The 6171-nt window shown below is 33.1% G+C and carries 6 protein-coding genes; 2 read left to right on the forward strand and 4 right to left on the reverse strand.

Annotated elements, in window-relative coordinates; all coding sequences use genetic code 11:
- Positions 1–56: 56 nt before the first annotated feature.
- Positions 57–1052, reverse strand: coding sequence for a peptidylprolyl isomerase (locus J4418_03380; GenBank protein MBS3113098.1), 996 nt, complete (start codon positions 1050–1052; stop codon positions 57–59).
- Between the two features lie 246 nt (positions 1053–1298).
- Between J4418_03380 and J4418_03385 the strand changes: the two genes are divergently transcribed.
- Positions 1299–2651, forward strand: a complete 1353-nt coding sequence (locus tag J4418_03385) for an ATP-binding protein (protein ID MBS3113099.1) — start codon at positions 1299–1301, stop codon at positions 2649–2651.
- Between the two features lie 54 nt (positions 2652–2705).
- Here the strand turns inward: J4418_03385 and metK are convergent, their stop codons facing one another.
- Positions 2706–3869 carry a methionine adenosyltransferase gene (gene metK, locus J4418_03390; GenBank protein MBS3113100.1) on the reverse strand — a complete coding sequence of 388 codons (1164 nt, stop codon included), beginning with the start codon at positions 3867–3869 and terminating at the stop codon, positions 2706–2708.
- A 5-nt stretch (positions 3870–3874) separates the two neighbouring features.
- A complete protein-coding gene (locus J4418_03395) occupies positions 3875–4750 on the reverse strand; it encodes a methylenetetrahydrofolate reductase (GenBank protein ID MBS3113101.1) in 876 nt (291 codons plus the stop codon).
- A gap of 88 nt (positions 4751–4838) precedes the next feature.
- Here J4418_03395 and J4418_03400 point away from each other — a divergent pair, with 88 nt between their 5' ends.
- A complete protein-coding gene (locus J4418_03400; protein MBS3113102.1) occupies positions 4839–5393 on the forward strand; it encodes a CBS domain-containing protein in 555 nt (184 codons plus the stop codon).
- A 73-nt stretch (positions 5394–5466) separates the two neighbouring features.
- Here J4418_03400 and J4418_03405 read toward each other — a convergent pair whose 3' ends face one another.
- Positions 5467–5769, reverse strand: a complete 303-nt coding sequence (locus J4418_03405) for a hypothetical protein (protein ID MBS3113103.1) — start codon at positions 5767–5769, stop codon at positions 5467–5469.
- Between the last annotated feature and the right edge of the window lie 402 nt (positions 5770–6171).

Below are 6171 nucleotides of genomic sequence, written 5' to 3' on the forward strand. Positions count from 1 at the left end.
AATATATGTATAGCTATTGCTAATCTGTGAAGTTAACTATATTCAAAAAATAAAATTTATTCTTCCAAATAAATTTCAACATTCGATTGAGCTTTTAATTGAGTTATATAAATTAAAAATATCTGATTGCGTTTCTCACCTTCAATAGCAGACTTAAGTTGCTCTTTAATTTCATCAAACCTCGCAACTTCTTCTGGAAATTTATCTTCTACAAGTATAATATGATAACCAAATTTAGTTAATACTGGTCCAGAAACTTGCCCGACAGGTGTTGAAAAAGCAACTTTTGTAAAGTTTTCATCCATACCGTATCTGCCAAATATACCTAACTCTCCGCCATTAACAGCGTTGGGTTCTTCAGAATATTTCCTAGCCAGTTCAGTAAAATCTTCACCAGCTTCAACTCTTTCTTGCAATTCTGTAATGCGAGCAAGAGCTTCATCTTCTTTTCCATCTTCAGGAACTATTAAAATATGCTTTGCTTTAACTCTTTCAGGTTGAACAAAAAATTTAAAGTTAGTATCATAATAATCTTTTAAATCTAACTCTGAAATTGAAAAGTTACTAAACAAAGTTTTTTCTAAGAAAGAGTCAATTAAAAGTTTATTTTTTAAAGAGACTAAAAATTGTTCTAATTTAAGACCCTGTTCAATTAAGTAATTCCCAAACTCAGAATCATTCATAGCCAGCTCATCTTTAATCGTCTGTAATACTTTAATTAATTCATCTTCCGTTACAACAAACTTCGCTGCATGCGCAGCATCAATCAATAAAAATTCTTCTATCATTCTATTAAGTACATCTTCCTTAGTGATATTTAATGCTTGATAATAATCAGATAAAGGATCATATTTTTGGTTTAATTCTTCCAAAGTGATTTTATGGTCTCCAAAACTTGCTGCAAGACCAGTATTATCATATACAACTGCGCCAGTATAATTTTTTGAAACAAGCACAACACTTACAACTAATAAAAGCAAAAAAATAATACGGCCATACTTTAATTTAAATTTCTTTTTTTTATAATCATCAAAGCAATTATTTAATTCCATCAAAATCCCACTTAATGAATTATTTAAATTAAACTTATAAATAAAGATTTCTCTACTCCCGTATCTATCTATAGTGTTGTCCAAAAAGTCAATTGTCTGTATATTAATATCAAAAAATCCGCTTAATCTCTGCAAGAATTCTCTTGCTCATCTAATGAAATGTGAGCACACTAATCGATAATAGAATAACTTTAGACAAGGCCTATCACAATAAAGCTTTTATATTAATAAACCAATAGTAAAAGAATGACTTATGATATAGTTATTGGAAGAAAGAAATCAGATATTGAAAAATATGGAAAAAAGGGCACGATTTTTTTTGCAAGACAATTTGTACAAATGGGACAAATAACTTCATTGGCAAATAACCTTTATTTTGATGTATCTAAATCCCATGTGGTATTTGTTTGTGGAAAAAGAGGGGGAGGAAAATCCTATACAATGGGAGTCATAGCTGAAGGCATTGCAAACCTTGAACCTGAAATTGCCAAAAATCTTAGCGCAATATTCCTGGATACAATGGGCATTTACTGGACAATGAAATATCCCAATCATAAAGATGACACGTTATTAAAAGAATGGGGACTTGAAGGTAAAAGTTTAAACGTACAAATATTTACTCCTGTTGGATACTTCAAAGAATATAAAGAAAGAGGGATCCCTACAGATTATCCTTATTCAATAAAACCTAACGAACTTTCTGCGCAAGATTGGATGATGAGTTTTAGATTAGATGCAACCAACCCTGTATCAGTTTTGATAGAAGCGGCTATTGAAGAAATTAAAAAAAATAAAAAAGAATATGATATTGAGGACATATTAAAACAACTCAAATCTGATCAAAATTCTGAACCGCATTTTATACAAGCAGCTGTTAACCATTTTAAAAGCGCAATATCCTGGGGTGTATTTAGTAAAGATGGTACACCATTCAAAGATTTAGTAATGGGCGGCAAAATTACAGTAATTGATGTAAGTTGTTATGCAACGATCCCTAATGGCTGGGAAATTAAATCTTTAGTTATTGGGCTAATTGCGCAAAAACTGTTCATTGACAGGATGGTCTCTAGAAAAAATGAAGAATTTCGCGCGATTCAGAGCGCTGAACATTATTTTAGGCAAGTAGAAACATATGAACAAAAACCACTAGTGTGGCTAATCATTGACGAAGCTCATGAATTCTTACCTAACCTTGGCAAAACAAGCGCAACTGATTCGCTTGTTACTATACTAAGAGAAGGAAGACAGCCCGGTATTTCTTTAATCCTCGCAACACAGCAGCCCGGAAAGATCCATACTGATGTGATGACTCAATCAGACATAATAATCAGTCACAGGATTACGGCAAGAATAGATATAGATGCGCTTAGTATGTTAACTCAGTCATATATGCGTGAAGACCTTGGAAAGCAATTTGCAGCTTTACCAAGATTGGTGGGTTCAGCTGTTATACTAGATGACCAAAATGAAAGAATTTATCAAGTAAAAATTAGACCAAGGTTTACATGGCACGGCGGCGAAGCACCATCTGCGTTAATAGACATAACCCCTGGCAACATAGACCTAAAAAATAAAGAAAATCTAGAAAACATATTTTAATTATCAATTAAATTTATACACCACCAGTGAAATACACTGATGGAAAATGCAATTTTAGTTAAAAAAAGTTTTTGCAGCATATTTTAATTCTTCAACTTTATTTAATTGTTCCCAAGGAAACTCATTCCTTCCAAAATGACCATATGCCGCAGTTTCCTTATACCATGGCTTTTTCAAGTCAAGCTCTTTAATAATCGCAGCAGGCCTAAAATCAAAAACCGTTTCAACCACCTTACTTAAATACTTATCAGAAAGCTTTCCCGTGCCAAAACTATACACCGTAATATTATGCGGTTTTGCAACTCCGATAGTATAAGCAACATGAATTTCGCACCTATCAGCTAAACCAGATGCAACAATATTTTTTGCAACATACCTGCAATAATATGCCGCGCTCCTATCAACTTTACTAGGATCTTTACCAGAAAATGCTCCGCCTCCATGTCTCCCCATGCCCCCATAAGTATCAACAATAATTTTTCTGCCAGTTAACCCTGCGTCACCATTCGGTCCTCCAATCACAAATTTACCTGTCGCATTAATATAAAATTCAGTATTCTCATCAATATATTTACCGCACACGGGTTTTATAATTTTTTCTAAAACATCACGCTTAATTTCCTCATATGGTCTTTCTTCATGTTGAGTTGCAATTGTTACAGATACAACCCGCTTAGGTTTATTATCCTCATATTCAACCGTAACTTGACTTTTCCCATCTGGACGTAAATATATAATTTCACCTGTTTTTCTTGCCCTTGTCAAATATTGTGTTAACTTATGCGCCAATGAAATTGGAAGAGGCATTAACTCCGGAGTTTCATTTACAGCATAACCAAACATCAAACCCTGATCACCTGCGCCCTGTTCCTTAAACAAGCCTTGGCCTTCAGTGACTCCTTGCGAAATGTCAGGACTTTGCGCATGAACTTTTACGTCAACTTTACATGTTTCAGCATTAAATCCTATATCATCATGCACATAACCTATCCCTTTAATTGTGTCCCTTACAATTTTCTCATAATTAAGTATAGCATTAGTCGTAATTTCGCCCATTAAAAGAATATAATCCGTTGTTGTTGCAGTTTCACAAGCTACTCTGCTGTTTGGATCCTGCAAAAGTGCTGCGTCTAATACAGCATCTGACACTTTATCACAAATTTTATCAGGATGGCCTTCAGTCACGCTTTCAGAACTAAATAAATAATTTCCTTGCATATAAATCACCTTTTTAATCTTCTCAATAAATCTAAACTATAATTATCAGCGCCTAACAAATAAAGTTGCACACCCGGAGCCCCTTTTTCTTTTAATTCATGACATAATTTAAAAGTATGGTCTAAACCTATCTGTTTACCTTCTTCTTTTGTAACGCTTTTAAATAAATTTTGAAGATTGTCCGGTACAGTTACATAAAATGGTTCTTTTTCAGCAGTTAGACAATTATCATACGACTTAATCATCCACACACCAGGAATTATGGGGATTGAAATACCGGCATCTCTGCATTTTTCTACAAATATAAAATAAATTTCAGCATCAAAAAGCATTTGGGTTATTGCAAACTTTGCGCCCGCATCCTGTTTCTGCTTTAGCCTTAAAACTGCTGTAGAAATATTTTTATCAACGCCATAACCTTCCGGATATGCCGCGCCACCAATGCAAAAATTATTCAATTTCGTCAAATGCGCAATCAAATCTGTTGCATATCTATAATCAATTAAATAATCCTCTACGACTGCGCCTTCTTTTTTTTTCTCCATTGACAAATCACCCCTTAATGCAAGAATATTCTCAAGTTCAAGATGATGCATATTAACAACTTCTTCTTCGATCCTTTCTTTATCATACCCCAAACAGGTTAAATGCACTATACAATTTTTACCAGTCCAATCTTGGACTTTATGCGCCAATGAAATAGTGCCTTTTTTCAGTCTGTTGCCAGCTGCCCCCATCGTCATGCTATAAAAATCTACACCCAACTGATTAAATGCTGCAACAGTCTCTTTTAATTTGCATATATCAAATCCTCCGTTCGGAGGCGCAAGTTCAACTGACAGGGTAAACTCATTTTTTCTTAATATATCAAGCAGCGTCATACCAAATTAACGCCGTTAAATAGTATAAATAAACTTTTGATTAAAATATTCCGATAAGAATATAAATAAACTCGGACTTTTTATGAATATGCAAAATATATCCGAAATTAAAAGATTAAGAAAAAGTTTAAACTTAACACAAAAAGAGCTAGCCAATAAAGCTCAAGTTTCTCAATCATTGATAGCAAAAATTGAAGCGGACAAAATTGATCCAACATATTCTAAAACTATGCAAATATTTAACGCGCTTAATAACATTATCATCAAAGAAAAAATCCAAATTAAAGATATAATGCAAAAAGAAATTATTTCAATTAAGCCTGAAACTCTAATATTAGAAACTATCCAAATTATGAAGAACTATCAAATATCTCAGATGCCTATAGTAAGTAATCACCCAATTGGACTTATAACTGAAAGCATACTCCTTGAAAAATTATCAACAATTAACACTGACAAACTAAGTAAAATCAAAGTTAGAGAAATTATGGACGAATGCCCTCCTATAATAAGCCCTGAATGCCCAATTGAATTAGTTACAAATTTATTAAAACATTATCCAATGATATTAATAAAAGACAAAGAAAAATTATCCGGTCTGATTACAAAAGCAGACATATTAAACGCTTTTTCAAAAAAATAAGTCAAACAAAAACAAGTTATCTCTTCCACCACTCACAACCCACTGCACATAAATAACCCGGGGTAAATGATATTTAATTTTTTTTACGCTTTTTTGCGGGCTTCTTTTTAACAACTTTCTTAACCGCTTTTCCCATTTTCTTTTTAGCAATATTCCTGATAACTTTTTTCACGGGAATTGTTTTTAAAGTGCTAAAAGTTTTAATTGATTTAAGCGCAGCTAATGCAAAAATTGCAAACATTAACATAAAAAGTAAACCCCATGTTAAATCTAAAAATGAATATATAACAGCATAAAGGCTAACAAAAAAACCAACTACTCCTACAACTAAGAAAGAAGCCGAGAAAGGTTGTCTTACAAATCCATGATCATCCATATTTTTATACACCTCTTTTTTTAAACATAACAATAAAATTAGGAGAATCTATTTTAAATACCTTTCTATATTAGGGCGCTGTCCAGAGTAGTTTCATTGTCAATTAGTATCTTCAGATTTAACAATGACTATAATGCTGTCATTTCGCTTCATTCCGCAGTTAAAAGTTAAACTTTTAACGACCGTTCTTGGCTACTTTATGTTTCAAACATCGGAATTCCATTTGTCTTAAGTCACTTCGTTCCTAACTTACAACAAAATTGTAAGTATTGACAAGTGATTTCACTACTGATGATTATTTTAGAATTTCGACTGTGCTCAAAATACGGCAGGGGGTGAGCAAAGCGAACATGCTATTCGTACCCAAGAATCTTTGATTCTGGGCACAGAAATGGCTCAGCC

Source organism: Candidatus Woesearchaeota archaeon (assembly GCA_018303425.1).
Lineage (GTDB): Archaea > Nanobdellota > Nanobdellia > Woesearchaeales > JAGVYF01 > JAGVYF01.

Excerpts from the sequence above, each read along its gene's own strand:
- J4418_03400 (MBS3113102.1), top strand. The coding sequence starts at position 4,839 with ATGCAAAATATATCCGAAATTAAAAGATTAAGAAAAAGTTTAAACTTA.
- J4418_03395 (MBS3113101.1), bottom strand. The coding sequence starts at position 4,750 with ATGACGCTGCTTGATATATTAAGAAAAAATGAGTTTACCCTGTCAGTT.
- metK (MBS3113100.1), bottom strand. The coding sequence starts at position 3,869 with ATGCAAGGAAATTATTTATTTAGTTCTGAAAGCGTGACTGAAGGCCAT.
- J4418_03380 (MBS3113098.1), bottom strand. The coding sequence starts at position 1,052 with ATGGAATTAAATAATTGCTTTGATGATTATAAAAAAAAGAAATTTAAA.
- J4418_03405 (MBS3113103.1), bottom strand. The coding sequence starts at position 5,769 with ATGGATGATCATGGATTTGTAAGACAACCTTTCTCGGCTTCTTTCTTA.
- J4418_03385 (MBS3113099.1), top strand. The coding sequence starts at position 1,299 with ATGACTTATGATATAGTTATTGGAAGAAAGAAATCAGATATTGAAAAA.